Below are 25,248 nucleotides of genomic sequence, written 5' to 3' on the forward strand. Positions count from 1 at the left end.
ACCGGTTTGGGTAGACTACAATAAAGATGTTCAGAAAGCTACTGCAAATGGTTTGCCAGTGCTTGCTGTGAAGAATAGTGATAATGAGTTATTCTCCTGTCTTATCGTTTTGATGTGGGGAAATGGAGCAATAAATTGTTGTCGTTGGCAGCCGGTTATCTGGAATTTTTGGGTACTAAAGATAAGTCCAGCGAGCAATTCAGCAAAGACTTTTATCAATTGGCATCTGATTTCTCGGTCTCGGCGGGAAATGAAGAAACATTGGTTTCAATTTCGGGTTTGAATTCGAATTTTATATCCACGCAATCTTTAATTCAGGATCTATTGCGCAATTGTGTGACTGACCAAGAGGCATTCAAAATGTATATTGCACGCCTTAAGAAGTCCAGAGCGAATGCAAAGGAAAACAAAGGTGCAATTATGGAGGGATTGAAATCTTATGCAAAATACGGTGCTAAGAACCCATTCAATAATGTTTTTACAGATGCGGAACTGGATGCACTGAAAGCTGAAGATCTTGTAAAAGCATTACATGATCTGGCCAATATGAAACATACGTTGCTTTATTTTGGACCATTGAGCGCGAGTGAATTTGTGGCGAAGGCAAAACCATTAAAACAAGGTTCGGGGACTATGTACAAGGTACAAAAAGCTTGGTATTTGCGGAGCAGCCAACCAATAAAAATCAAGTGTTGTTTGCTGATTTTGATATGAAACAAGCGGAAGTATTCTGGTACAGAACATCAGACGCTTACTCCAATCCGCTTACACCAACCGTGTCATTGTTCAATAATTATTTTGGTGGTGGTATGGGAAGTATTGTGTTCCAGACTATTCGTGAGTCGAAAGCACTGGCTTATTCTACTTATGCATTCTACGGTCAGCCTTATAAAAAAGAAAATCATTATACAGTGGGTGCTTATGTCGGTACACAAGCTGATAAATTCAATGAGGCTATCAAAGGTATGAATGAGTTGTTGGATGTGCTACCTGAAAGTTCGAAAGGTTTGGACATTGCGAAGGTGAGTTTGCAAAAATCTATTGCGAGTGAACGTGTGCTAAATGCCTCTATTTTAGGTAGCTATTTAAGTGCGCAACGTTTGGGGAATACAACTGATATTCGTAAAGTTGTTTATGAGCAGGCTCCTAAGCTGACTTATGCTGACTTGAATATGTTCCATAAGAAAGAGATGAGCCAGAAGCCTTATGTATACTGTATCGTAGCGAAGGAAGATAGTCTCAAACCAGAAGATCTTGCCAGATTGGGCGAGGTGAAAAAACTGGACTTAAAAGAGATATTTGGTTATTAAATTTTTACATATTAGATCTAGATATGGTATTTGAGATAATAGTTTTTTAGGCCTTTGGCTGATAAATTATTGTTCTCGTTTCTGATCTTACTTTAACATGAAACGGGACTGTCTAATATGACAGCCCCGTTTTTATTTTCTACCCTGATAATCATTTTTAGCTATGTAATGCTTCGTGGGTGTTTTATTTTTGGGGTGGGTTTTCCCGTTGTTTGTCTAATTGCTGTCTGTATTCTTATCCTATCGATAAGCTAGCCTTGCGCTAATCAAAAGTATATGATCAACTTTTTCTGATCTACTTAATTATGTTTGGTCTTGGTCATGAGCGCTTAAAATCGGATGATTTCCTCAATCTGTTCGTTGATAAACTGTAAAGTATCCTCTTTAAATAACTCACCATTTTCGTTCAATTCCTGTTGTACATTGGGAAGAAATATCTTGAGGGGGAGGACATGCATTCTGAGGTAGTGGCATATTCCGGTGAGATGATCTATCCCGCGTAGGTTGCCATATCTCCCGGAAGACAATCCGACCAATGCAACTTTTTGTGGTAAAAACTAATCGGAAAGGTGCAGCAGTCAATAAAAAGTTTGAGCGCGCCAGGGATGCTTCCATTGTATTCGGGCGCTACGAAAATAAACATATCGGCCTGACTAACCTTTTGTTGAATCGGTTCAAAAGCGGAGCTTCTTTTTCCATAAAGATCTGTCTCTAAGATATTTGGAGGAAGATCTGATAGCGAAAAATCTCACTCTCAATGGATTTACGATTAAGAAGCTGTTGGTAGCATTTTGCTATTTTTAACGTCTTACTATTGGGACGGTTTGTTCCGGATATTATTAAAATCATTGTGTTGTTGATACTTATAAAAAGCACTATTTCAAAGTGGATACATATCTTGATTTTTTGTATCTTAGCATCCTGAGGATATGTGCCTTTGATCAATCAAAAGTACGAAATATGCTGAATTTGTTAGGCTAATTTAAATTTAGCGTAAATATTTGGACAAATTGATCTTCGGGAAAGTGAAATGTAGTGTAAAATGACATTTTAATTAAGAAAGGTTTTCATTCAAGATGGGAAAAATAATCGCAATCGCAAACCAAAAGGGTGGGGTAGGAAAAACCACAACGTCAATTAACTTGGCGGCTAGTTTGGCGGTTTTAGAATATAAAACATTGTTGGTGGATGCAGATCCACAAGCAAACTCTACTTCTGGGATTGGTTTTGACCCTCGTACGATCAATGAAAGTATATACGAATGTTTGGTCAATGATTTAAACCCGAGAGACGCGATTCAGTCAACTGAAACGCCAAATCTTGATCTTTTACCTGCTCATATCGACCTGGTGGGTGCGGAGATTGAGATGATCAATATGCACGAAAGGGAGTACAAGATGAAAAAGATCTTGGATCAGGTCAAAGATGATTATGATTTTATTATCATTGACTGTTCTCCTTCCTTGGGTTTGATCACCATTAATGCCCTGTCTGCATCTGATTCGGTTATCATACCCGTTCAGTGTGAATATTTTGCATTAGAGGGACTTGGTAAATTACTGAACACAATTAAAATCGTTCAAAACCGTTTAAATACTAGCTTGGAGATCGAGGGTATTTTATTGACGATGTATGATGTTCGTTTAAGACTCTCCAATCAGGTTGTAGAAGAGGTGAAAACGCATTTTACGGATTTAGTTTTTGATACCATCATTCAACGTAATACCCGTTTAAGTGAAGCTCCTAGCTTTGGTATCTCTGTTATCATGCACGACGCTTCCTGTAAAGGAGCGATCAACTATTTGAATTTGGCGCGAGATATTGCAGAAAAACGGGCATCTTAATGAAATGAATACAACAGTAACCGCATAATATGGCAGCACATCAGCGTAAAACAGGACTGGGAAGAGGTTTAGGTGCGCTATTAAACGATAGTGTAGAAGCTCCTGCTAAAAGTAATCAGCAAGTTGAGGAGTCACCGCTTGTGACTTCTTCTACAGTACATACAAGCAAAGAAAATGGCAGTATCAGCCATGTCCGGGTAGAAGAAATAGCAGTGAATCCATTTCAACCCCGTACCGAATTTGATCCGGTTGCCTTACAGGAATTGTCCGAATCCATTATTTTACAGGGTTTAATCCAACCGATTACAGTACGTAAGATTTCGGATGGCAACTATCAGTTGATCTCAGGGGAGCGGCGTCTCCGTGCTTCGAGATTGGCCGGTATTACTGAAATTCCAGCCTATATCCGCACTGCCAATGATCAGCAGATGCTGGAAATGGCATTGATCGAAAATATCCAACGCGAAAACTTAAACGCCATTGAGGTAGCTTTGAGCTTCCAGCGCATGATCGAGGAATGTAATTTAAAGCAGGAGGAACTGGGAGAACGTGTCAGTAAAAACCGTTCTACAGTGACAAACTACCTCCGTTTATTGAAACTCCCACCTGTCATTCAGGCGGCGATACGGGATGGCGCATTGACCATGGGACACGCTCGTGCACTGATCAATATTCCAGAAGTAGATAAGCAGTTATATATCTTTAAATTGATCATTGATCAGGGTTATCTGTTAGAAAAGCCGAAGAGCTTGTTCGTGAACTTCAAAAAGGAGGGAAGAAAAAGCTGGCAAGGAGAAAACTGCGATGTCATTTCAGTTGCAAAAATTGAAGATGATCTGGCATCGAAATTTTCGTCGAGAGTCAAATTGAATTTGAAGAGTACCAAAGGTAAGGGAGCTATCGAGATTCCTTTTGAATCAGAGGATGATCTGAGCCGTATTCTTGAACTTTTAGATTGGTAATATGACCAAATTAATGAGTCTGCTTTTTGCCGTATTTGCTGTACTGATGGTACAGGCCCAGACTGTCGATACAATTCCCAAAAAACAGGTTCAAACTGTCAAAACAGATAGCTTGAAGCCTAAAGCAGCACAGGATACTGTTAAAAAGGAATCCCGCAAAGAACGTAAGAAGCGAGAAAAAGAAGAAGCCAAGGCAAAGGAGAAGGTCGTGTTTAAAGATTCTACCCGATTGGCTATTGAAGCAAAAAATAAACAGGCCTGGAAGCGTTCCCTGGTATTGCCGGGCTGGGGTCAGTATACCAATGGTGGTGTGTGGTGGATTAAAGTACCTGTGATCTATGGTGGATTGGCAACGACGGTGCTCGTTTTTGATTTCAATAATAAATATTACAAAGAACTTTTGGGTGTATTGCAGGATAGGGCAGAAGGTCGACCGGTGGATCCTTTTTATGAGAGAATCCCTGATCAGTCAATTATACGGGCAAAGGATAATGCAAGGCGAAACCGGGATCTGATGGTGCTGCTTACGCTTGGAGTCTATGGATTGAACGTTGCCGAAGCCTATATTGATTCTATGCTAAAATATCGCTGGAGTATCGGTGATGATAAGCCCAAAAAGACAGCTTTTTCTATCGGACCTACATTAATGGATGCAAGTCTCGCATCGGGATCGTTTACTTTTAAACCTACAGTCGGATTAAAATTGTCCATGAAATTCAATTAAAAACCTTGTGTCGCAGCCTGTAACATGTGTGATGGCTGACGATTTCGGGTTCTCATTGATCTTTGAATACGGACGCTTGTAATAAAAAAATCGTTGTTAATCACGGTTTTGTGTCTGTTTTTCAATGGAATTTTTTAATTTTAAAAATAAACTATACTTTATTTTCTAGATATATGAACATCATTCTCTTGGGATATGGCAAAATGGGGCAGATTATCGAAAGGTATGCACTGAAAAGAGGCCATCAGATTTTTTTAATAGTGGATGAAAATAATCGTCCCGGTCTGACAGTTGATGATATCAAGGGAGCTGATGTAGCTATTGATTTTAGTGTACCATCTGCTGCTTTGGATAATATGAACCTTTGTTTGGAAGCGGGTGTGCCAATTGTAGTTGGGACAACGGGCTGGTATGATCAATTGGAAAGTGTCAGAGAAAAATGTCTGGACTCAGATGGAACTATTTTATATGGTTCAAATTATTCGATTGGTGTGAATGTGTTTTTCCATATCAACCGAATGTTGGCGCAAGCCTTACAACCTTATAAACAATATGATGTTCAGGTGGAAGAAATCCACCATATCCACAAATTGGATGCGCCTAGTGGTACAGCGATTACCATTGCAGAGGGTATCCTGGATCACAGTGATGTGAAAACAAACTGGGTCAATACTGTTGTGGGTGAGCAAGACGAAATTATTCCTAAGCCACAGGAACTTCTCATAGAGAGCCATCGGATTGAGGAAGTTCGGGTACACATACCGTGCTGTACAGTTCTGAAGTGGATCAGATAGAATTTAAACATACTGCGCATAGTCGGGATGGCTTTGCCTTGGGCGCTGTCGTTGCCGCCGAATGGTTGAATGGTAAGAAAGGATTCTATCAAGTAACTGAAATTTTCGATTTTAATAAATAGTACTAATTAATAGATTATGTGGTTAATTATCTTTGCGGTTTTAACAGCAATAGCGGGATATGGATTGTGGCAATTGTTTGTTAAAGCTGGCAGAAAAGGCTGGGAAGCAATCGTACCTTTTTATAGTCAATATATACAGGCTAAATTAACAGGAAGACCAACATGGTGGGTGATCTTATTGTTGATTCCTATTGTCAATATTTTTGTTTTCTATAACCTTTACCTCGACTTTATCCATTGTTTTGGCAAGCGCCGTTTTTGGGAAAATGCTGCGGCTGTTTTGGTGCCATTTATTGTGTTACCCATGTGGGCAAAAGATACCAATGTGCGTTTCTTGAATGGTTTGTATGCTAAAAACCTGAAGACCGCTGCACAGGAAGGTGTGGAATTGACCGAAGAGAAGCTTGCGGAAATTGAACAAGCTTCCTACAAAGAGTATAAAATCAAATATCCGTACAAGAAATCTATGGTGCGTGAATGGGCTGATGCAATCGTATTTGCAACTGTTGCAGCCTCGCTTATTCGCGGATTTTTAATTGAAGCGTATATGATTCCGACAGGATCAATGGAACGTACCTTATTGATTGGGGATTTCTTATTTGTGAGTAAATTGAATTATGGCCCTCGTGTGCCTAATACGCCGATTGCGTTTCCTTTTGCACATCATACGATGCCAATAACAGGTGGAAAAGCTTACTCTGAGTTGATTGAGCTGCCTTACAAACGATTGCCAGGATTTCAAAAGATAGAGCGCAATGATGTTGTTGTCTTTAACTTCCCGGCAGGTGATACTGTAGCCCTAGAAAATCAGAATGCGAGTTATTATGACCTTGTCAGAGCCTACGGCTGGCAGACTGTTAATTCACAGTTTACCATTCAGGCCCGACCAATAGACAAACGTGAAAATTATATCAAGCGTTGTGTAGGATTACCGGGGATAAGATCTCAATGAAGGATGCCAAGCTTTTTATCAATGATCAACCTGGATTTGATCCACCTGAAAGCCAGTTGAATTATTATGTGTTGACAGATGGTACTCCATTGGATATGGAGCGTCTACGTGAACTACGTATTGAAGGTGGTGGATCTGATCAGCAACCTGGTGTATATGAATTGTATATGACAGATGATGAGGTCGCGCTTGTGAAATCATGGTCAAATGTAAAGGAAATCAGAAGAAGTCCAGCTGGTGAAGGTGCTTATCCGTACGATCCTCAGTATAAATGGGATTTTGATAACTTTGGACCAATCTTGATTCCGAAAAAGGGCTGGACTGTTGCTTTGAATGCACAGACCTTACCCATCTATGAGCGTGCTATTCGTGTTTATGAAAATAACAAATTGGAGAAACGTGCTGATGGTATCTACATCAATGATGTTAAAGCGGATAACTATACCTTTAAAATGGACTATTTCTGGATGATGGGAGATAACCGTCATAATTCCCTGGATTCCAGAGGGTGGGGATTTGTGCCTGAAGACCATATCGTGGGTAAGGCATTATTTACCTGGATGAGTTGGGACGAAATAGGTACAGGTCTTTCTAAAATCCGTTGGAACCGTATATTTAAAGGAATTCATTAATAGTAGCTATTAGGAAGAATCCATTTTCTTTTGATAGTGGACTTGAATCAAAATAGAAAAGGCTTTCCTACAGGAAAGCCTTTTCTATTTGTAGTAACTATTGGTTAAGGCATCCAGCCTTCATCGTATCATTTATTTTAGACAGGTCAGATAACGTTTGATTGTTTCCTCCAGTCCAAGGTATAAGGCATCTGAAATCAAGGCATGTCCAATGCTTACTTCCAGTAATTCGGGTATATGTTGATTGAAATACTGGAGATTGTTTAAATCTAGGTCATGGCCTGCATTTAAACCTAAGCCAACCTCGCGCGCTTTTAACGCAGCTTTGAAGTAGGGTTTGATAGCGGCTTCTTTATCAAAACCATATTCATTGGCAAAACCTTCGGTATATAACTCTATGCGGTCTGTGCCTGTTTCTGCTGCCGCTTCGACCATCTCCTCTACAGGATCTACAAAGATTGATACACGGATGCCAGCATCTTTGAACAATTGGCACATATCCTTAAGATAGGCTTTGTTTTTGATCGTATCCCAGCCGTGATTGAAGTCAGCTGGCCTTCGGCATCAGGAACCAAGGTTACCTGAGCAGGTTTGTTGGCCAGGACAAGATCGATAAATTTCTGTTCCTGGCAATTGCCCTCGATATTGAGTTCGGTCTGAATTTCGGCTTTTAAGTCAAATACATCCTGATAGCGGATATGCCTTTCGTCCGGTCTTGGGTGGACAGTGATGCCTTGTGCACCAAAACGTTCACAGGCTAATGCAGCAGCTACGAGATTAGGATTATTACCTCCTCTGGAATTTCTGAGCGTTGCAATTTTATTGATATTTACTGAAAGTCTAGTCATTTTCCTGTATGTTATACGGTAAAAATACAAATAATATCTATTTTTTTTTAACTTGCATATATGGATGGAATCGATTATAGCTTGTTTAGTGGCTTTCGCCTATTGGATGTTATCGATATTATATTGGTGGCGATTATTATCTACTATATCTATAGTCTGATCCGGGGTACCATTGCCGTGAATATCTTGATCGGGGTTGCCCTGTTTTATGGGGTCTATATTGTTGTCAAACAGATGCACATGCGTCTATTGACCGAAATATTTGGTGGATTTATATCTGTAGGCTCCATTGCGCTTATTGTGGTATTCCAGCAGGAAATAAGACGCTTTTTGCTCCATGTGGGCAAGAATATATCGATGAAGCGAAAAAGGTTTTCTGGTCCTTTTTAGGAAATAAGAAAGCGATACAGAAGGACCTGACGGAGGATTTAAGGCCGATTGTGGAAGCTTGCAGAAGTATGTCGCGTACACGAACCGGAGCACTCCTGGTTTTTTCAAAATATTTTGATGAGGAATATTATCAGAGCAGTGGTGAATATATCGATGCACATATTTCAAAACGTCTAATTGAGAGTATATTTCATAAAAACAGCCCGTTGCATGATGGGGCACTCGTGATTGTTGATTTCAAGATTATGACAGCCTCTTGTGTACTGCCATTGTCAGATAGTGAGGATTTACCGCTGCAATTTGGTTTGCGGCATCGTGCGGCAATTGGGGTGACGGAAATCTCCGATGCCATAGCGGTCATTGTCTCTGAGGAAACTGGGGAAATCTCTTTCGCAAAGGATGGTAATGTGAATATGAATGTTTCTCCCGAAGAACTGGAACAATTGCTGAAAGATGAGTTATAAAATGACGTCGGTCAAAAGTAACGGGAGCGGCTGTGCATGGAATATTCAATAAGAGTGGGGAGAGACATACAAAAGAACTGAACAAAAAATGGGGTACCGACTTTCTCGGATACTCCCATTTTCGCTATACAGTTTCCTATGCGTTATTTTTTTGCCGCATTGATTATTTGTGTATTCAATTTGATGTATTCGCTATTCTTACCTTCAGTAGCGACTTCAACTCCTTTGGTAGCGGTTTCTATAGCGCCTTTTTATCGCCGGCTTTTAATTGTGCTTTTGCTTTCCAGTATAGTACGTGGGCAGCTTTAGGCTGTGCTTTGGCGGCTTCATCAAACCAGGTTAATGCTTTATTTTGATCCAGATTATTGTTGAAATAATATTGGGCAGCAGCGAAATAAGGTTTTTTCTCACCTTTCATGGCTTCATCAATGGAAGCGATAATTTTTGCCTGTTGATTGACTTTAAGGTCAACTTTTATTGCTGTTTTCTCCCAAGCAATAGTTAGTACTGCATCTGTCGGTGTAACATTGTCAAAAGAGATCGTAAATGTTTCGACCGGAGCGCTCAAGTTTTGTGGTTTTACATTGAAACGAAATGCATCTTCAGATTGATTGTAAGTGTAGGCCCCCATTGCTTGGTATTCTTGCTAATAATAACAGTCCATTCGTTCTTATTAGGAATGGTAAATAATGCATAGGTTCCGCAGTGAGTTTGTGTCCATTTAGGCTAACATCACCTTCAAATGTTAAGGTAGTGTTGGTATTGGCACCTGTACGCCATACTTCATTATAAGGCACGAGTTCACCAAAAATCTTACGGCCGTTCATGCTTGGACGACTATAGTTTAGCGTTACATTTTCAATCCCTAATCCCTGTGTGATTGTTTGAGCACTACTTGCTGCAGGGAGTTTTAACTGGGCAAAGGATTCATTTGCAGTAAACATCAGGGCTGCTGCAAAAGCAATGGCAAAGAATTTCTTTTTCATTTGTTCGATAATTACATTGTGAGCTTGTTTGCTCGATTATTTATGAATATAGAATTTTGCGAATTAATGGTTGAGGCTCATTTATTTCGGATGAGGCACTCTACATCATGGCATGTGGAATGATCTCTGTTGCGATCGAACGAAGATTCATCACTTAAAAATAGGAAGAATTTCAAAAAAGGGCATCTATTTTTAGATGCCCTTTTGTTATACCAATATTTTGTTTTGATATTAATTTTCTTTTCCGATTTTGTGCCCTTTTGTGGCAAAAAACAAGATATATAAGTATGCTGGAACCATTGCAAGAGAAATGCATGTTGAAAATCAACATGTAAAGTGTCTTTCAGATATCCATAAATCAAAGGCCAGATTGCTCCTCCGGCAATACCCATAATCATAATACCAGATCCTGTTTTTGTAAATCGTCCCAGTCCTTTGATTCCAAGTGGGAAAATAGCAGGCCACATCAATGCATTTGCGATACCTAATAGGGCAACAAAGATATAGGACGTCAGACCTGTAGAAAACGCAGAAATTGCGGTGAAGGTAATTCCGACAATTGTACAGATACGCAAAGCTGTCTGTTGCGATACAAATTTTGGAATGGAGATAATACCAATAAAATAACCAACAAGCATGCAGACAAGCGTGAAAGTTGTACCATATTTAACAAAAAACGGGGTAGAGACAATAATCTTCCATAAGTTCCGATGATATCACCAGCCATCACTTCCACTGCTACACAGAAGAAAATAGCGAGAAATCCTAAAAATAGATGTGGGAATTGGAATATACTTGTCTTTTTTGTGCTTGTTACAGCAGCTTCATCTGTTGTTTCTCTTCTTTATTAACATCAACTTCTGGCATTTTTACGGCGAATACGACAATAGCTAGAATCGCAACACCAATGGCTACGCCAATATAAGGACCGTGAAGTCTTTCCGATAATTCAGCTAGTAAAGCATCATGCTCTGCACCAGCTTTCAGTTCTTTGATTTTGCTGGAAATACTGTCGTAATCTTTTAATAAAATGCTTCCTAAAACCACGGGTACGATCATACCGGCTGTTTTATTGAAAATCCCTACAATAGAGATCCGTTGGGCCGCACTTTCTATTGGCCCGATGATACTGAGGTATGGGTTGATCGCAGTCTGCAATAGCGCCATACCTGAAGCTTGGACAAAGATCGCAACAAGGAAGAGCTGATAGCTTAGGTTTGATGCGGCTGGAATAATGATAATTGCACCAATAATAATTAAGACCAAACTAGCAACAAGGCCATTTTTAAAACCTATTTTACCTAAAATCCATGAACTCGGTAATGCCAGGAAAAAATAAGCGATATACGATGCAAAAAGGATTAAAAACGCTTGCGTATCTGTCTCCAAATTAAATGCCAATCGCACAAATGGGATCAAGGCCCCATTGGCCCAGGTGATATACCCCAGAATAAAAAATAATGCACAGCAAATAAGCATAGGAACTATCGCTGTTTTACCCGAATTAGGATTAGTGGTCATTTTTTAATTATATTTAGTTAAGTTATCGTTCAATGATTGGAAATCAGTCAAAAAAACAGCTTTAGACAAACGATTGCATGCTATTTTTGTTGTTTTTTAAAATATCCATCTTACAAGACTACTTAATTTTCTTGAATATCGGAAATAAATAAAGGGGTATTTTGATAATTATTTGGCAAAAAAAAAGAAGAATAAATTGTGAATATTATCCTTCTTTAGTTGCAAATATTGTTGATTTCGAATTACATGGGATTGATAAATCGAGTTAGCAGACTTCAGCTTACTTTGGTACGATAGCTACTGTAAGTCTTGAGATACAATTCAATTTATCGAATCGATCGTACATTTTTATCTCCCAGATATGGGTTGACCGACCAATATGTATTGGGCTGCATTTTGCTGTGATAATTCCACTACTTACTGGGCGGATGTGATTAGCATTGACTTCGAGTCCTACCCCGGTATTTGTCGGGGTCAACCACCAAATTAGAAGCAATACTCCCTAAAGATTCTGCAAGTACTACTGAAGCGCCACCATGCAGAATGCCATGGGGTTGTTTCACATTATCTGTGACCGGCATGGTTGCTGTAATACTGTTATCATCTATTTCGGTTGCCTTGATTTCCAATAGTCCCGAGAGGTATTTATTGAAAAAGACATTTATTTCCTCAATGTTGTAAGGCTGAAACCAAATTTTGACATCGTCTGAATTTAAATAACGTTCTTGAATGATAATACGGTGATGATTGAGGTGCCCAGCAATCACATACAATAATGCTTTGACACTCGTGAGGCGCTCTGAGGCCATGCCCTTGCGTTCTAATTCAGCATCGTTAAAGCTGTTGAACAACATGAGGTTGGCTTTGCGTAGGTAAGTAAATTCCTTACTTAGACTTTCCAACGTACGGTCATTGTAACGGGAATATTGAATAAGGTAGTCCTGGTCATACCCGGCAAGCTCTTTCAGATCGTTGCGCGAAAAACGTAATGCACGGTAGGCCATGATACGCTCATTGTCGATGACATGCCCGACGACCTCTTTGATTGTCCATTTATCTTCGGCATATTTGAAATTGCCTCTTTCTTCTGGAATAGCATCCAGAAATGCAGGAAAGGAGAGCGTCTGTTCTTCCAATGCATCTAATACGTTATCGACTACAGTCTCAATATAGGGAGCGTAGACTGCCGGATATTCGTCAGATTTGAGTGGCTTCATATTTTAAGTTGCTTTTTAAGATTATTCGAAATGTTGTTCCTTTACCTATTTCAGATTCTTTAACAAAGATTTGTCCTTGATGATATCGTACCATTCGTTTGGTTAAGCTAAGGCCAAGTCCCCAACCTCTTTTGCGTGTTGTAAAACCTGGCTGGAAGACAGATTCAAAATTTAACCTTGGAATTCCTTTGCCCGTATCACTAATGTCTATAAAAATTTCTTCTTTCGCAATATTTTCTGAAATATTAACAGTTATCTTTCCTCTGTACCAATAGCATTTACCCGTTTTTCAATAAATTTTCAATGATCCAATCGAAGAGTGGAATATTGAGTTTGGCCTCCACATGTGTGTCTCCAAGTAATTCGAAAGTAATCTTGTTACTGGTCCGTATTCGGAAATAATCCATGTAATTTTTGATGACCTTATAGAGGTTGTGATTGGTCAACACGGGGTTGATCCTATTTTTGAAAAACGATCGGCCACGATTTCTAATCTTTAATATCGTTTTCCATTTCATTGAGCGTATCGTCTTCTTCGGCGTCAAATTTGATCCGAATAAGCTCCAGCCAGCCCATTAATGAAGATATTGGAGTACCCAGCTGATGGGCGGCTTCTTTTGTCAGTCCCACCCAGACTAGATTCTGCTCAGATTTTCGAATGGAATTGAAAACAGTATAGGCAATAATAAGAAAGAGGGCAATCAGCGATAATTGAACATAAGGGAATACCCGCAATTGTTGCAAAAACCAGGAATCTTTGTAGTAAACATGCCATTTTTGACCATTTCCCAATTCTAAGGTAATGGGGGATGGCTCTTCTTCATAAAGGCAAGCTGTTTCTGGAAATAAACGGGATCATAATCAAGGTCATTTGTAACACTGTCGCCATGGATCGGCTTGATATTAGTCTTGGTGGAATCTAGATTGCGCCAGAAAATAATATCGTTTTTATCGTCTGTGATAATTGCCGGCAAATTTAGGCTATCCCTGACTGCGTAGATGAATGTAATGAATTCATCATCGACATCGGGCATGGTCATAATATTTTTGGTGCTCATGGCCCATACTTCGGCTTTTGAACGTTCGGCGTGGGCAAGATTCCGGACAAGGTAATTGGTGTAAACCAATGATGCTATGGCAATGATTGCTGCAAAGATGAGCAAAATAAATTTCCAGCGTTGTTGGCTTATCTGAGAGGGTTTCATGATTCCTTATTAGTGTACTTCTATTGCAAATTAATGAATAAATGTCTGTTTTCTGCACTTTTATTTCACCTTAGAAGTCATCCTGTTATCCAAATCAAAAATTTTGTGGTAATTTTGCGGCATGAGTTCAGAAAGAAGAGTAAGAGTGCGATTTGCACCGAGTCCTACTGGTGGTCTGCACCTTGGAGGCGTACGTACAGCTTTGTTTAATTTTCTCTATGCACGTCAGCATCAAGGAGATTTTATTTTACGTGTCGAAGATACGGATCAAACTCGTTTTGTCCCAGGAGCCGAGGAGTACATCAACGAATGTTTGGCTTGGTGTGGCCTGACTCCGGATGAAAGTCCGTTGAAAGGTGGTCAATATGGCCCTTACCGTCAAAGTGAACGAAAACCGACTTACCGCAAATATGCTGAACAGCTAATTAAGAATGGATATGCTTATTACGCATTCGATACCGCTGAGGAGTTGGAAGAGCAGCGTAAGCTGCAACCTAACTTCCGCTATAGCCATGAAAATAGGTTGCAATTGCGTAATTCTTTGAGCCTTAGTGAGACCGAAACTCAACAATTATTAGAGGCGGGAACACCGCATACAATCCGAATAAAGATTCCAACGGATGAAACGTTGTCTTTCACAGATATGATCCGTGGGAAAGTTGCTTTTGATACCAATCTTGTCGATGATAAGGTTTTGCTTAAAGCAGATGGAATGCCAACGTATCACTTAGCCGTAGTCGTGGATGATAAGGCGATGGAGATCTCGCATGTTTTCCGGGGTGAAGAATGGTTGCCTTCTGCGCCGATTCATGTCCTATTGTGGGAATACCTGGGATGGGGGACAGCATGCCACAATGGGCACATCTCCCGTTAATCCTGAAGCCTGATGGTAATGGTAAATTAAGTAAACGTGATGGAGACCGTTTAGGATTTCCTGTGTATGCTATGAACTGGACAGATGCCAAATCTGGCGATACAACCAAAGGATTCCGTGAGATGGGATTCTTGCCAGAAGCTTTTGTCAATATGCTTGGTGTATTGGGTTGGAATGATGGTACAGAACAGGAACTATTCTCTTTGGAGGAGTTAATCCAAAAATTCAGTGTTGATCGCATCAGCAAAGCCGGAGCAAAATTTGATTTTGAGAAGGCAAAATGGTTCAATCACGAATGGATTAAACGTTCTTCAAGCGATTCTTTATTGCCACAGATCAAGGAAGTATTGGCTCACCATCAGGTAGTCGCTGAAGAAGGTTATGTAAATCGTGTTTTGGCAGCCGTCAAAGAGCGTTTAACCTTTGTTGAGGATTTCTGGACCCAGGCTTCTTTCTTTTTGTGCAGCCCGTTGAATATGATCTAAATGCGGTAAAACCAAAGTGGTCTGCTGAGAAGACAGTATTCTTTGAAAATATGATGACATCATTTGAAGGATTTACGGAATGGAAAGCAGCAGAGCTCGAGTCATTCTTTAAAGAAGCAATTCAAAACTCAGGAATGAAGATGGGGAATTGATGATGCCATTCCGGATTATGCTGGTAGGTGGTAAATTTGGCCCTGATGTATTCCAAATCGTTGAGTTACTTGGCCAAGGCGAAGTCATTGAACGTATCAAGAAAGCACTTCAAGAATTTGACGCTTAAACACTAAAATATATATAGTAAAAAAGCTGTTGCGACTTATTGCAACAGCTTTTTTTATAGGTATGGAATTCGCAACCGCATGAACATTGCTTTCGCTGGGGTAAATAGAAAAATGATCAGCGTGATAAATGCTCCCAATATCCCGAGATAAGTAAATATCTCCATATTACTGATCAGAGATGCCTGTTGACTAAGTGTTGCCTGTAGACTTTTGCTGGCGAGATTAGTTGCCCATTGATCGCTGGATGTTCCCAGGTATTTTTCGACCAAAGCGCTCCAATAGGCGACCGTGATCGGATTGCTCATATTTAAGTGTTGTTCGATCTGGATGAAATGTTTTTGATTTAAGGTGTAACTGATGTTCTGAATCAGCGCAAAACCAATATTGGTACTCCAGAATCTAACGGTTGTACCCATTAAACCTGCATTGCCCGTATGATGTGGAGCAACCCCTGTTATAATATAGATCACAAGTGGTGTAAAGAGCCAGCCCTGTCCGGTTCCCTGAATAAATAGTGGCAATCCTATAACCCAAACTGTAGTATCGGGGTAGAACGTGGGAACAAACAAAAAGCAGGATGTGGTCAACAGCAGGAACCCCAGACCGAAAATGTATTTCGGTGATACATCACGCAGTAAGAGTATGCCTGAGCTACCTACCCCACTATGGTCCCCAGTACATTAATGTATTGGATATCGACGATGTAATGCCAGGGCCATTTCCATACATTGGCCATGACGGTGTAGACATTGTTGAGACTGCTTCGGATTAAATAAAATAAGAAAAATAGGATAACACCAAAAATAATGTTCTTATAGCTCAAAATTTCAAAATGAAATAGGGGTCGTTTTACGAGATGTTGTTTGATGATAAAAAGTGCACCAAAAATAAGGAAAAGTGCGAGGTTAATCGAGATTGTCTCATTTTCGAACCAATAATATTTTCGGCCATAAATTAACACATATCCACCACAACTTAACGAAAGTAACAGGAAGAGACAGCTGACCAGATCCAATTGATGAAGTGGGAATTTTCGGCTTAATCTGTTGTTATTCAAGAGTAGTAAAGCAATGGCGATGACCATCAAATGCCAATAGAGTACAACATGAATCATATCTTCCCAGCCATAATCCATAATACTTTCTTTTAGAAGGGATGTTGTTATGGTACCACCTGTCAGCATAAAAGTGTACAAGAAGAAATAGGCAATGGTTCGACTTTTGGAATGCCGGATTTGCATCATTAGCAAGGGAAGAAAACAGGCCCCTTCAAGTACACAGAAAATGCCTTCAAGCACTCTGAGCACAGCAATGACAAATGGATCTCTGGTCAGGAGATGGCAAATAGAATGAGGATGGATACCGTGCAGGTCAGAAGTATATATGTCCTTACCCGAAAGAATGCAAATAGTCGGTGAAATATCAATAGTGCTACAACAATAGCACCATACATCAATGAAAGAAAATACTGTATATCCTCCATTTCGATCGCTAATGTGGAAGCTGTAAACGCTGTATTGGAATGAAAAAGGGACATTAACATGAGATGTGGAAACATGGCCAAAATCATCATGGGAAGTTTAATCCATTCGGGTACCCACTTATAATATAAAGATGTATTTGAACTCATGAATGATTAAGATTGGTGAGCGGCATGAACTACGACGTTCATTCCAGCACGTAGTTTTGTCAGGTCCTGTCTTGGTGAAAAGATAATTTTGATCGGTATGCGCTGTTCAATTTTAACGAAGTTTCCGGTTGCGTTATCCTGAGGTATGACCGAAAATCTAGACCCCGAGGCTGGAGAAAAAGAGTGAATGATTCCTTTGAGATGTAAATTTGGGAAGGCATCTACTTGTATATTTACCTCGGTACCCTCGGTGAGATTCGCTAGTTGGGTCTCTCTAAAATTCGCATTTATCCATTTTTCTTCACTGACAACATTGACTAAAGTTTGTCCTTCTTTAACAAATTGTCCAGGTTGGATTGTTCTTCTCCCAACAAAACCATTGTAAGGTGCAGTCACTATGGTATAGGAAAGGAAGACCTCCGCATTGTTTTTTGCAGCTTTTTTAATATCGATATTTGCTCTGGCAGGTAGCTCGTTGGCTTTTTCTTTGCTTGTATTTAATTGTGCAGCGTTGTATTCTTCCTGTATGGCATTGAGTTGCGCCAAAGAAATTTCATATGCTGCCTTGGCATTATCGTATTGTTGTTTGGCTACAGCATCTGCTTCAAACAAATTTTTAAATCGTCTATAATCTTGTTCCGTTTGCCATACACTCACTTTGGCAGCTTCTAATTTTGCTTTTTGGACAGAAATGCTATTGGCGGTAACATTTGTGCTTTTGACAATCACTTCGGCATTCCGCTGACTACTTCGAAGTTCGGCATTCGCCATATCTACTTTGGTCTGATACTCGCTGGCATCGATGAGTAATAAGGTGTCGCCACGATGTACATATTGATTTTCTTCAAATCTGACTTCTTTCACAAAGCCTGCTATTCGACTTGCAACTGGTGTAACGTACTGATCTATCTGAGCATCGTTTGTCGTTACGTGCTGACTAGTAAATAGCAGATGTCTACCCAAAATGCCGATCCCTACGAGCAGTAAGGTCACGGCAAATACAACTAAAACTTTATTAAATCCCTTTGTCTTATCTTTATTCTTTTCTTTACCCATTATTGTTTTTATGAATATTTAAATGCTTTTTCATCCACTCTCCTGGTAAGGTATGGGTGATTTGTATCCCATGTTTCAACCAGCAATTTCCAAAATAGGATGACAAATTGTTCATGAATCGAGATTGCCTGGATGCGCTGTATAGAATACAACTGTAAGCAAGGAGTGAAACGGTGTACAAAGATACTGCTGTCGATTGGAGTTTAGTTTTGTATAGTCGGACGGATATTTGTTCATTTGCGCCACATGACAAAAAAATGTAATTTTAAATCATGGAACAGGAACAATTAGGGGCTATTGATGACAATGAATACGACTTTTATGTGTGTCATACACATGTAGATCGGATTGATTCCCGTGAATATATACATCAGAAAGCACGATTACTTTATGCGGACGGTGGTATTATACATGTTTTTACTGCCACGAAACATTGGTATTTGCCGGGGCGGTTTTACATGTGGATTCCCGCCAATACTGCTTATCATCTGGAAAGTTCTAGTTCTCATATTCACTTGTATAGCTTTTACTTTAAAGAGCAGGAGGGAGTTCATCCGGTTCTTTTAGATCCCAATATATTTTTAAGCAACGACCTGATGCGAGAGATGTTCTTGTTTGCGAGAGATTGGAAAGGGGGAATCAGTAGAAAGACCAGCTATTCAAGGTATTGTTTACTACGGGCGATGATGGCTATTATTCCTGAGATGAGTCCGCCGATAGATGCATTTCCTATGCAACATCCTTATCCTAAAAGCGAAAAGCTTCGGCGTATTGCCCGATATTTAAACATGTATATTGATCAAGCCTTTACTATCGAACAAGTGGCGGCGCAGTTTGGAATGAGCAGTAGATCCCTTTCCCGACTTTTTAAGGAAGACATGGGTATCAGCTATATTCGGTTTTTAAGAGCTATACGTATTGCAAAAGCCTTGGAGCTAATGGCTGAAAATACCTATTCTATTCTAGAAATTGCTATGCGGATTGGCTACAGCGAATTATCATCTTTCAGTAACATCTTTACGCGTGTAACGGGTATTCGTCCTTCGGTTTATATGTCGAAAATTAATGAATATAAAAATTGATCGCTTTAGATTATGCCAAAAGCTCGTGTAAATCTTCCTGAGAAAGTGATTTTATAAAACTCTCTTCTGTCGTAATGAGGCTTTGTGCAATGGATTTCTTCCGGTTCTGTAGCGCCAATATTTTCTCTTCTACCGTATCCTTACTGATAAATTTATAGATGAATACATTCCGTGTCTGTCCAATACGATGTGAACGGTCTACGGCTTGTTGTTCTACCGCAGGATTCCACCATGGATCTAGTATAAAAACATAATCCGCTTCAATCAGGTTGAGTCCTACACCACCAGCTTTGATCGATATTAAGAACAATTTGGTGTTGTTATTTTTGCGGAATTGGCTCACCGCTTCATCGCGGTTTTTGGTGCCTCCATCCAGGTAGGCATAGTTTGTCCCCTTCTTATCAAAATATTGCCTAAAGATATTGAGCTGTTTGACAAACTGGGAGAAAATAAGGACCTTATTCCCTCGTTGCATCACCATTTCAAGGGTCTCAATGACGGCGTCAAATTTTCCCGAATCACCCAAGAAGTCCTCGTCGACCATTCTAGGGTGATTGGCGAGCTGACGAAGTTTAGTCAGTCCCTGTAATAGTGCAATCTGCGTTGATTTTGGTTTGTTGTCCAATTGTCCATCAAGAATGGCATTGCGATACTCAGATTTGACCTTTTCATAAAGTTCCGATTGTTTATCGGTCATTTCACAATAGAGTACTTGTTCTGTTTTGGGCGGTAGTTCTTTTGCGACCTGATCTTTTGTACGTCTTAGGATGAAAGGTTTGACAATCGCCTGAAGGCGTTGCGCTTTTTCTTCATCCTTTCTCTTTTCAATAGGTTGTACAAACTCTTTTTGAAAGTAGGTGTAACTTCCCAATAAACCGGGATTTGTAAAGTGCATTTGGGCCCAAAGATCAGAAACAGAGTTTTCAACAGGTGTTCCGCTTAAAGCCAGTTTATTTTTGCTCTTCAGACTTTTTATGGCCTTAAAAGATTTTGATGTCGGATTTTTAATATTCTGGCTTTCATCCAAGATGATATAATTAAAATAGAAGCTACTCAATATATCTTCATCAATACGTGCAATGCCGTAGGTTGTGATAATTAGATCGTATTTGGAGAACAATGCGGCATCTTTGATACGATTGTTTCCCGTATGCAAATGGATTTTGAGCTGGGGAGCAAATTGATGTGCTTCTTTCTGCCAGTTGTAAACAAGTGAGGTCGGTAGTACCAGGAGTGATGTATGTATTTCCTGCTGATCGACAATCTGTTCTTTCTGTTGTTGCAATAAGGCTAAGGTTTGTATGGTTTTACCCAATCCCATGTCATCCGCAAGACAGCCCCCAAATTTATATTGTTTCAGAAAGTTGAACCAGTTATATCCTGCTTTCTGATAAGGCCGGAGATTACCTTTGAAGTGCTTTGGCTCAGGAATATCCGCAATTTCTTCGAAAGTGGCGAGATTTTGCAATTTACGATTGAAAACCAATTTGGTATGTTCGCTGATTTCAAAGAGCAGTCCGATATGGACTTTGTTTAATTTAAGCTCATGTCTGTCGGCAGAAAACTGAAAGAGATGGTTGTATTGTGCAAACCATTCTTCAGGAATCATGGCGATTTCACCATTTGGCAGGATGAATTCTTTAATATTGTTTAGAATATGATTTCTTAACTGAATAAAGGGGATTTCATAGGGGCCGAATTTAGCGATAGCGCTGATGTCAAACCAGTCATTATCCTCATCAATAGCGATGTCCAATGAGGTATGTCCGATGAAAAAGCGTTTTTGTTCACTGTTTTGTATAATTTGAAATCCCAGGGCCTTTATTTGTTCCTGATGATTATTTATCCAATCAAATATTGAAATGCGTTTTCCGGATTGGATAGATGGTGCAAGCAATCCAAGTTGGCGGTCAAGGTCCTCTAAGCCCAAGGATTTAAGATTCTCCTGCTGTTGTTCCTCCCATTGTAAAGATCGTTTGACCCGATGAAAGATATACTGGTCTTTCTCCTCATTATACTCCATTCGGACGGTCACCTTATTTTCAGCACCTGCGGTAAAGGTATGGGGGCCATATTTGAATTGCAATTGTAATTGTGAAGCACCTTCCTCCACGTAGATTAAATGCAGTAGAGGGATAGCCTGATGCTGATGGGTCTGTATTTCAAAACCTTCCGCATAAACATGGTAACGTTCGATCAAGCCACAGACAAAAGTTTCAAAATATTTTTTTCAGTACTTCTTCCAACAGAAATGTATCGTTTATTGAGAAAAGGGCTTAATTTTTTCCCTTCCAGGGCCTGATCAAAATAGTATAGTGTATTGTTTAAAATTAGCCATGCCTGTGCATTGGTTAATACAATAGCATTTTTAAACATAAACTCCAAGCGCTGGTTTTCGTACTTTATGGTTGGGAAGTAACGTGTTTCTTCTTCGGTTCGCCGAAAGTGAAATAAGATAGAGGCCGCTGATGTTGCGCGTTTAATTTCCTGATCTGCTGGATAACCATCTTTACTCATCATGAAAAGAGGCTTATCTCCGATAGACTCAAAGAATTGAATCATCTTTTCATCAATCTTTGGGCGCAACAGGTCATAGAGTTTTTTGTCAAAAACTTTAGAGAAGAAGTCTACGGGTCTGATTGCTTTTTTATAGTACTTTTTGATGAGGTTTGTCTGTTCGATATCATCGAGCAGTCGGATGAGTTTGTAGTCTACCTCATCCAATTCTGCGGCATAAGCATCTACAGTATTGCTAAATATACGTTGATATCGTAGTGAGTAAGTCCCATTGGGATTTAGTTTGACCATGTGTGGCTCAATGAGATAGCCAAGATAGGGATGCTCACAGATAGAATAAACGATTTTATATACTGGAAATGACTTTGACTGTTGCATTAAAAATAGCGGACCTTGTAAATAAAGGTATCTAATATACAATAAAATATACCATTAATCACAATTTGCCGAACGAAAATTAAAAAATATAGCTAGCGGAAGATGTGGATAAAAGCTCAAGTAAATATATAGATAGCCTATTCATAGGCTTGAATGTATCAATTGGGTAAATTTCTATCTAACGACTAAAAAATGCCTTCAAAAACAAATTGGGCTGGTCCTTTGAGGAAAACCTCTGTAAAATGGTGTCCGTCTTTATGGAAGGAAACATACAGTTGGCCGCCCAATACACGAATTGGGATATTGATATCGCCTTGAAGATCTGCTTGCAGCGCTACCGCCATTGCTGCTGCAGTAGCACCGGTGCCACAGGCATAAGTTTCGTCTTCTACACCGCGCTCAAATGTACGGAGGAAATAACCATCTTCTTCTTTTTCTATAAAGTTGACGTTAATACCTTCTTTGGCATAGGTCGTGTTGTTGCGGATCGAAAAACCGTCTTGAAAAACATTTTCTCTTTCAGGTTTGTAACGAAGGAGACATAGTGGGGTGAGCCGGTCTGCAAGATGTAGGCGTCGCCGTCGCGATCAAATTCGGTGACATCAATCATTTGTAGGTTGACAAGATCGGATGATAAGGAAGCGTGATGTATACCATCTACTGCCAAAAAGGCAGTATTGTCAGTAATAATGCCTAGGTCATGAGCAAACGCTACAATACAACGTCCGCCATTGCCGCACATGCTGCCTTCACGTCCATCTGCATTATAATAGATCATCTCAAAGTCGTAATTTTCTTTGTTTTGGAGCAGCATAAGACCATCTGCACCAATGCCAAATCTGCGGTCACAAAGGTTTTTGACCAGTGCTTCATCTGCCCGGTTAAAGGAATTGTTGCGATTGTCCACTAAAATGAAATCATTTCCCGCTCCTTGATATTTTGAAAATCTTACTTTCGATGCCATTATGTTGATTTGTAGTAACAAAAATACGTTTTTTTGTTACAAAAAATCGGCGGAAAGTTAAGATTTGTTAAAATTATTGCATTTGTCTAGCAATTAACATTTTTTAACGTGTCGGATTTTCCGAAGGCCTTGAAATGGTATTACATTTGAACATATCCGAATAAAATCGGTAATTTTAAGAGCAAAAATTATCAGCTTATATTAAGACAATTTAAAATATAGATAAGTTTATGAATAAGGTCGGTTTAACGCTATTAACAGCTGTTTTCGGTGGAGCAGTAGCATTAGGTGGTTACAAGCTTATTGAGAATAAAAAACTCGATGGTATGTCTTTCGAAGACAAACAGAAAGTTTATTTTGCCAATAACCCTACAGGTACAGGGTAATGTCTTCGACAGGCAATCCTGATTTTACCCAGGCTTCGGCAGTATCCCCAGGTGTAGTGCATATTAAGACAACATATAGTAGAAAAGGTTCCCAACAATCGCAGGGCTCTCCTTTTGATATGTTTGAAGAATTTTTCGGAATGCCACAGGGTGGTGGACGCCGCCAGATGCAGGCACAGCCAGTACAGGCATCCGGATCAGGTGTTATTATTTCGGATGACGGTTATATCGTTACCAATAACCATGTGGTAGAGGATGCGGATAAGATCGAGGTTGTACTGACAGACAAACGTACATTTGAAGCAAAATTGATTGGACGTGATCCCAATACTGATATTGCACTATTGAAAGTTGCAGGTAAAGGTCTTCCAGTAGTTAAGATGGGTAATTCGGATAACGTCAATGTGGGTGAATGGGTACTGGCCTTTGGTTATCCGCTTGGTTTACAGTCTACGGTGACTGCGGGTATCGTCAGTGCTACAGGCCGCGATATCGGTATATTAAGAGAGGGACAACAGCAACGCGGTAATCCTTTTGGAGGGAATCCTGAACAACCACTTGCGAGCTCGGCTATCGAGTCTTTTATACAGACAGATGCTGTAATCAACAAAGGGAATAGTGGTGGGGCATTAACAAATGCTTCTGGTGAATTAATAGGTATCAACTCGGCTATTGCGTCACCAACAGGGGTATATGCCGGTTATGGATTCGCGATCCCAGTTAATCTGGTGAAAAAAATTGCGGATGATTTTGTTGAATTTGGTAATGTAAAACGTGGTTATATTGGTGTTAGTTATGTGCCTATAACCTCGGAATTGGCCAAAGAAAAAGGTATTACAGAGATTAATGGATTATATGTGGATGAGGCAGTCGCTGGTGGAGCTGCTGAAGCTGCTGGTATTAAAAAGGGAGACATCTTAACGAAGGTCAATGGTAAGGTGATTACAGGTTCCCCTGTATTAAGTGAAACTATCGGCCGCTTACGTCCGGGTGATAAAGTGAATATTACCTACAAACGTGAGGGTAAGGAAAAACAGGTTTCTTTGACATTGAAAGGTGAGGAGTCGCTGAAATCAGCTTCTGGCGCGAGCGGAAAAGCTTCGAAAAGCGCAACTGAAATCTACAACAAATTAGGTGCAAGCTTTATTCCTGCTTCTGCAGCGAAGAAGAAAGAATTGGGTGTAAACTCCGGTGTTGTGGTGACACAAGTAAACCGTGGTGGTATATTTGATTACTTCGGTGTCGAAAGAGGCTTGGTCATTACGGAGATCAATGGAAAAGCTGTCAATAGTGTTGATGATGTAGAATCTGCATTGGGTGCCACTCAGCGTAATATTGTACGCTTAAAAGGTGTATCTCCGCAAGGTGGAGCCGTTCAACTCAGCTTCCCAGTGGAATATTAAAAAATGAATTAAGAATTGGTTGATTAATATAGTTTAGGTGGTTCTAACCGTAAGGTTAGGCCACCTTTTTATTCATATTCAAGGGTGTCGTTTTTGTCCTTGGAGGCAGCAGGATCTTTACGGATTTTGGTGCATTTATTATGGAATAATATCCTTTCCTAGCATCCGGAGATGAAGATTATGGTACATAAATATCATCGTCTATTGTGCACTCCGTCATAA

At 39.9% G+C, this 25,248-nt stretch carries 27 protein-coding genes and 6 pseudogenes; 13 read left to right on the forward strand and 20 right to left on the reverse strand.

Annotated features, from left to right (window positions below; all coding sequences use genetic code 11):
* Positions 1 to 114 precede the first annotated feature (114 nt).
* Both KUH03_RS22585 and KUH03_RS22590 read left to right on the forward strand, forming a co-directional pair.
* On the forward strand, positions 115 to 714 hold the full coding sequence (locus KUH03_RS22585; RefSeq protein ID WP_257086958.1) for a hypothetical protein: 600 nt from the start codon (positions 115 to 117) through the stop codon (positions 712 to 714).
* Entirely contained in the window at positions 654 to 1,310 is a 657-nt protein-coding gene (locus KUH03_RS22590; RefSeq protein ID WP_373564467.1) for a M16 family metallopeptidase, read from the forward strand. Before KUH03_RS22585 ends, KUH03_RS22590 begins: the two co-directional genes overlap by 61 nt.
* A 329-nt stretch (positions 1,311 to 1,639) precedes the next feature.
* Here KUH03_RS22590 and KUH03_RS46415 read toward each other — a convergent pair whose 3' ends face one another.
* Together KUH03_RS46415 and KUH03_RS46420 are read right to left on the reverse strand one after the other, a co-directional pair.
* Positions 1,640 to 1,846, reverse strand: a complete 207-nt coding sequence (locus KUH03_RS46415) for an NADPH-dependent FMN reductase (RefSeq protein ID WP_306429102.1) — start codon at positions 1,844 to 1,846, stop codon at positions 1,640 to 1,642.
* Positions 1,801 to 2,028, reverse strand: a complete 228-nt coding sequence (locus KUH03_RS46420) for an NAD(P)H-dependent oxidoreductase (protein ID WP_306429787.1) — start codon at positions 2,026 to 2,028, stop codon at positions 1,801 to 1,803. Before KUH03_RS46420 ends, KUH03_RS46415 begins: the two co-directional genes overlap by 46 nt.
* Positions 2,029 to 2,386: 358 nt before the next feature.
* Here KUH03_RS46420 and KUH03_RS22600 point away from each other — a divergent pair, with 358 nt between their 5' ends.
* The 6 genes and pseudogenes from KUH03_RS22600 (at position 2,387) to lepB (KUH03_RS46430) (ending at position 7,340) form a co-directional block, all read left to right on the forward strand.
* Complete coding sequence (locus KUH03_RS22600; protein ID WP_257086959.1) at positions 2,387 to 3,154, forward strand: ParA family protein; 768 nt, start codon at positions 2,387 to 2,389, stop codon at positions 3,152 to 3,154.
* Between the two features lie 29 nt (positions 3,155 to 3,183).
* Positions 3,184 to 4,116 (forward strand): annotated as a pseudogene (locus KUH03_RS22605) (ParB/RepB/Spo0J family partition protein).
* A gap of 1 nt (position 4,117) precedes the next feature.
* A complete protein-coding gene (locus KUH03_RS22610) occupies positions 4,118 to 4,840 on the forward strand; it encodes a DUF5683 domain-containing protein (RefSeq protein ID WP_257086961.1) in 723 nt (240 codons plus the stop codon).
* A gap of 173 nt (positions 4,841 to 5,013) precedes the next feature.
* A pseudogene (gene dapB, locus KUH03_RS22615) lies at positions 5,014 to 5,756 on the forward strand (4-hydroxy-tetrahydrodipicolinate reductase).
* A gap of 16 nt (positions 5,757 to 5,772) precedes the next feature.
* Positions 5,773 to 6,708, forward strand: coding sequence for a signal peptidase I (gene lepB / locus KUH03_RS46425; RefSeq protein ID WP_306429103.1), 936 nt, complete (start codon positions 5,773 to 5,775; stop codon positions 6,706 to 6,708).
* Entirely contained in the window at positions 6,705 to 7,340 is a 636-nt protein-coding gene (lepB, locus tag KUH03_RS46430) for a signal peptidase I (RefSeq protein ID WP_306429104.1), read from the forward strand. The genes lepB (KUH03_RS46425) and lepB (KUH03_RS46430) overlap by 4 nt, the downstream gene beginning before the upstream one ends.
* A gap of 132 nt (positions 7,341 to 7,472) precedes the next feature.
* On the opposite strand, the pseudogene KUH03_RS22625 reads toward lepB (KUH03_RS46430), so the two are convergent.
* A pseudogene (locus KUH03_RS22625) lies at positions 7,473 to 8,188 on the reverse strand (pyridoxine 5'-phosphate synthase).
* A 60-nt stretch (positions 8,189 to 8,248) separates the two neighbouring features.
* Here KUH03_RS22625 and cdaA point away from each other — a divergent pair.
* Positions 8,249 to 9,042 (forward strand): annotated as a pseudogene (gene cdaA, locus KUH03_RS22630) (diadenylate cyclase CdaA).
* A gap of 238 nt (positions 9,043 to 9,280) precedes the next feature.
* On the opposite strand, the pseudogene KUH03_RS48970 reads toward cdaA, so the two are convergent.
* The 9 genes and pseudogenes from KUH03_RS48970 to KUH03_RS46460 all read right to left on the reverse strand — a co-directional run bounded on the left by KUH03_RS48970 (position 9,281) and on the right by KUH03_RS46460 (position 13,971).
* Positions 9,281 to 10,028: pseudogene (locus KUH03_RS48970) on the reverse strand (DUF2911 domain-containing protein).
* A gap of 77 nt (positions 10,029 to 10,105) precedes the next feature.
* Positions 10,106 to 10,666: a hypothetical protein gene (locus tag KUH03_RS22645; RefSeq protein WP_257086964.1), complete on the reverse strand. Its 561-nt coding sequence runs from the start codon at positions 10,664 to 10,666 to the stop codon at positions 10,106 to 10,108.
* A 175-nt stretch (positions 10,667 to 10,841) separates the two neighbouring features.
* On the reverse strand, positions 10,842 to 11,549 hold the full coding sequence (locus KUH03_RS22650; protein ID WP_257086965.1) for an MFS transporter: 708 nt from the start codon (positions 11,547 to 11,549) through the stop codon (positions 10,842 to 10,844).
* A gap of 280 nt (positions 11,550 to 11,829) precedes the next feature.
* Positions 11,830 to 12,045: a hotdog fold thioesterase gene (locus tag KUH03_RS46435; RefSeq protein ID WP_306429105.1), complete on the reverse strand. Its 216-nt coding sequence runs from the start codon at positions 12,043 to 12,045 to the stop codon at positions 11,830 to 11,832.
* A complete protein-coding gene (locus KUH03_RS46440) occupies positions 11,984 to 12,766 on the reverse strand; it encodes a DinB family protein (RefSeq protein ID WP_306429106.1) in 783 nt (260 codons plus the stop codon). Before KUH03_RS46440 ends, KUH03_RS46435 begins: the two co-directional genes overlap by 62 nt.
* A complete protein-coding gene (locus KUH03_RS46445; RefSeq protein WP_306429788.1) occupies positions 12,747 to 13,022 on the reverse strand; it encodes an ATP-binding protein in 276 nt (91 codons plus the stop codon). Before KUH03_RS46445 ends, KUH03_RS46440 begins: the two co-directional genes overlap by 20 nt.
* Before the next feature lie 22 nt (positions 13,023 to 13,044).
* The gene (locus KUH03_RS46450; RefSeq protein WP_306429107.1) at positions 13,045 to 13,215 is read right to left on the reverse strand and encodes a hypothetical protein; all 171 of its coding nucleotides are present in this window, start codon (positions 13,213 to 13,215) and stop codon (positions 13,045 to 13,047) included.
* Between the two features lie 40 nt (positions 13,216 to 13,255).
* A complete protein-coding gene (locus tag KUH03_RS46455) occupies positions 13,256 to 13,558 on the reverse strand; it encodes a hypothetical protein (RefSeq protein WP_306429108.1) in 303 nt (100 codons plus the stop codon).
* A 2-nt stretch (positions 13,559 to 13,560) separates the two neighbouring features.
* Complete coding sequence (locus KUH03_RS46460; protein ID WP_306429109.1) at positions 13,561 to 13,971, reverse strand: hypothetical protein; 411 nt, start codon at positions 13,969 to 13,971, stop codon at positions 13,561 to 13,563.
* 121 nt (positions 13,972 to 14,092) lie between these two features.
* On the opposite strand from KUH03_RS46460, the pseudogene gltX reads away from it, so the two are divergent.
* Positions 14,093 to 15,610 (forward strand): annotated as a pseudogene (gene gltX, locus KUH03_RS22670) (glutamate--tRNA ligase).
* A 54-nt stretch (positions 15,611 to 15,664) separates the two neighbouring features.
* On the opposite strand, the gene KUH03_RS22675 reads toward gltX, so the two are convergent.
* From KUH03_RS22675 to KUH03_RS22690, 4 genes are all read right to left on the reverse strand, one after another.
* The gene (locus tag KUH03_RS22675) at positions 15,665 to 16,132 is read right to left on the reverse strand and encodes a hypothetical protein (protein ID WP_257086966.1); all 468 of its coding nucleotides are present in this window, start codon (positions 16,130 to 16,132) and stop codon (positions 15,665 to 15,667) included.
* A 134-nt stretch (positions 16,133 to 16,266) separates the two neighbouring features.
* Positions 16,267 to 16,917, reverse strand: a complete 651-nt coding sequence (locus tag KUH03_RS22680) for a hypothetical protein (protein ID WP_257086967.1) — start codon at positions 16,915 to 16,917, stop codon at positions 16,267 to 16,269.
* A 23-nt stretch (positions 16,918 to 16,940) separates the two neighbouring features.
* Positions 16,941 to 17,240, reverse strand: a complete 300-nt coding sequence (locus tag KUH03_RS22685; protein WP_257086968.1) for a hypothetical protein — start codon at positions 17,238 to 17,240, stop codon at positions 16,941 to 16,943.
* A gap of 6 nt (positions 17,241 to 17,246) precedes the next feature.
* Positions 17,247 to 18,296 (reverse strand): HlyD family secretion protein, encoded by a 1,050-nt coding sequence (locus KUH03_RS22690; protein WP_257086969.1) that lies wholly within the window; start codon positions 18,294 to 18,296, stop codon positions 17,247 to 17,249.
* A 272-nt stretch (positions 18,297 to 18,568) separates the two neighbouring features.
* Between KUH03_RS22690 and KUH03_RS22695 the strand changes: the two genes are divergently transcribed.
* On the forward strand, positions 18,569 to 19,378 hold the full coding sequence (locus KUH03_RS22695; protein ID WP_257086970.1) for an AraC family transcriptional regulator: 810 nt from the start codon (positions 18,569 to 18,571) through the stop codon (positions 19,376 to 19,378).
* A gap of 10 nt (positions 19,379 to 19,388) precedes the next feature.
* Here KUH03_RS22695 and KUH03_RS22700 read toward each other — a convergent pair whose 3' ends face one another.
* The 4 genes from KUH03_RS22700 to KUH03_RS22705 all read right to left on the reverse strand — a co-directional run bounded on the left by KUH03_RS22700 (position 19,389) and on the right by KUH03_RS22705 (position 23,237).
* Positions 19,389 to 21,578 carry a DEAD/DEAH box helicase gene (locus tag KUH03_RS22700; RefSeq protein ID WP_306429110.1) on the reverse strand — a complete coding sequence of 730 codons (2,190 nt, stop codon included), beginning with the start codon at positions 21,576 to 21,578 and terminating at the stop codon, positions 19,389 to 19,391.
* Positions 21,575 to 22,273: a hypothetical protein gene (locus KUH03_RS46465; protein WP_306429111.1), complete on the reverse strand. Its 699-nt coding sequence runs from the start codon at positions 22,271 to 22,273 to the stop codon at positions 21,575 to 21,577. The genes KUH03_RS22700 and KUH03_RS46465 overlap by 4 nt, the downstream gene beginning before the upstream one ends.
* A gap of 185 nt (positions 22,274 to 22,458) precedes the next feature.
* Positions 22,459 to 22,617, reverse strand: a complete 159-nt coding sequence (locus KUH03_RS48975) for a hypothetical protein (protein WP_373564468.1) — start codon at positions 22,615 to 22,617, stop codon at positions 22,459 to 22,461.
* A gap of 92 nt (positions 22,618 to 22,709) precedes the next feature.
* Positions 22,710 to 23,237 carry a hypothetical protein gene (locus KUH03_RS22705; protein ID WP_306429112.1) on the reverse strand — a complete coding sequence of 176 codons (528 nt, stop codon included), beginning with the start codon at positions 23,235 to 23,237 and terminating at the stop codon, positions 22,710 to 22,712.
* Positions 23,238 to 23,467: 230 nt separating this feature from the next.
* On the opposite strand from KUH03_RS22705, the gene KUH03_RS46475 reads away from it, so the two are divergent.
* Both KUH03_RS46475 and KUH03_RS22710 read left to right on the forward strand, forming a co-directional pair.
* Positions 23,468 to 23,623, forward strand: coding sequence for a hypothetical protein (locus KUH03_RS46475; RefSeq protein ID WP_306429113.1), 156 nt, complete (start codon positions 23,468 to 23,470; stop codon positions 23,621 to 23,623).
* On the forward strand, positions 23,623 to 25,026 hold the full coding sequence (locus tag KUH03_RS22710) for a trypsin-like peptidase domain-containing protein (protein ID WP_306429114.1): 1,404 nt from the start codon (positions 23,623 to 23,625) through the stop codon (positions 25,024 to 25,026). The genes KUH03_RS46475 and KUH03_RS22710 overlap by 1 nt, the downstream gene beginning before the upstream one ends.
* Positions 25,027 to 25,248: the final 222 nt, after the last annotated feature.

This window comes from Sphingobacterium sp. E70 (assembly GCF_019285695.1).
Taxonomy (GTDB): Bacteria; Bacteroidota; Bacteroidia; order Sphingobacteriales; family Sphingobacteriaceae; genus Sphingobacterium; species Sphingobacterium detergens.